Below are 870 nucleotides of genomic sequence, written 5' to 3'. Positions count from 1 at the left end.
AAGTCAATTTAGGAATGGTCTTGTCCGACTCTGAAAATTCCTGCTTGGCAATCCCTGTCGTGATGTCCTTGAAACGAGAATCAACTGGATTGAGCAGATAGTTTTTGACCGCTTCCAACTCAGTCGCATCAATATCTTTATTAATCAAGTAAAGTTGAGCTGTGTTGACTGTCACGTCACTCGAACTTCCCAGCAAAAGCAAGGCTTCCTGTGCCGAAGCTGCACGCTGGTCAAACTGCCCTGGCAAACTTTCAATGGCAAAGAAAGCATAGTTGGCAAGATCCGCTTGCACGGCCGCTTCGTCCAAGACATGATCTGTCACCTGCTCAGAGAAGATATGTTTTTCTGCAGGCGCAAACAAATTCTCTGCCAAGTCAAAGACATCATAAACTTGCACGATGCGAATACTTTTCAAAGTTGAAAGTCCCAAGTTGTGCTGGAGCTCCCTTACCAAACTCTCTGACTTGACTTGAAAATCAGCCTTTTTTTCAACAAAAATACGTTTATTCATCAATTCTTATTCCTTTATTTCAGCTCTTGCAATGTTCCCAAACATCCTTGAGGTTGTTATTTCAATTCCTGCAACTTTTCCCAAACAATCTCGTAAACGTCTGTCCGTTCTCCCAATCCCCTACGGAGTGTAAAGGTCTGGGGGACCTTTACAGCCTGAGTCCTTACATCTGAAAGACGAAGGTTTTCCGTTTCTAACAGCTTATTTCAAAGCCTGCAATTTCTCCCAGACAATCTCATAAACATCTGTCAATTCTCCGAGTCCTCTACGGAAAACATCCTTGTCCATGTGGTTGCCATCTGCATCCCACAAACGGCAGTTATCTGGTGAAAACTCGTCTGCCAAGATAATCTTGCCAT

Annotated in this window: 1 protein-coding gene and 2 pseudogenes; all 3 read right to left on the bottom strand. The window is 43.6% G+C overall.

Going from position 1 to position 870, the window contains the following annotated elements; genetic code table 11:
• A pseudogene (locus GMD3S_RS0209495) lies at positions 1-511 on the bottom strand (phosphoribosylformylglycinamidine synthase); the annotation flags it as partial.
• Positions 512-567: 56 nt separating this feature from the next.
• Positions 568-636, bottom strand: a pseudogene (locus GMD3S_RS11070) (phosphoribosylaminoimidazolesuccinocarboxamide synthase); the annotation flags it as partial.
• Between the two features lie 76 nt (positions 637-712).
• The coding region (locus GMD3S_RS0209490) for a phosphoribosylaminoimidazolesuccinocarboxamide synthase (RefSeq protein WP_008290331.1) at positions 713-870 on the bottom strand (158 nt) is incomplete at its 5' end.

Source organism: Streptococcus sp. GMD3S (assembly GCF_000298695.2).
In the GTDB taxonomy this organism is placed as follows: Bacteria; Bacillota; Bacilli; order Lactobacillales; family Streptococcaceae; genus Streptococcus.
This window is presented reverse-complemented; position numbering and strand designations above follow the sequence as displayed.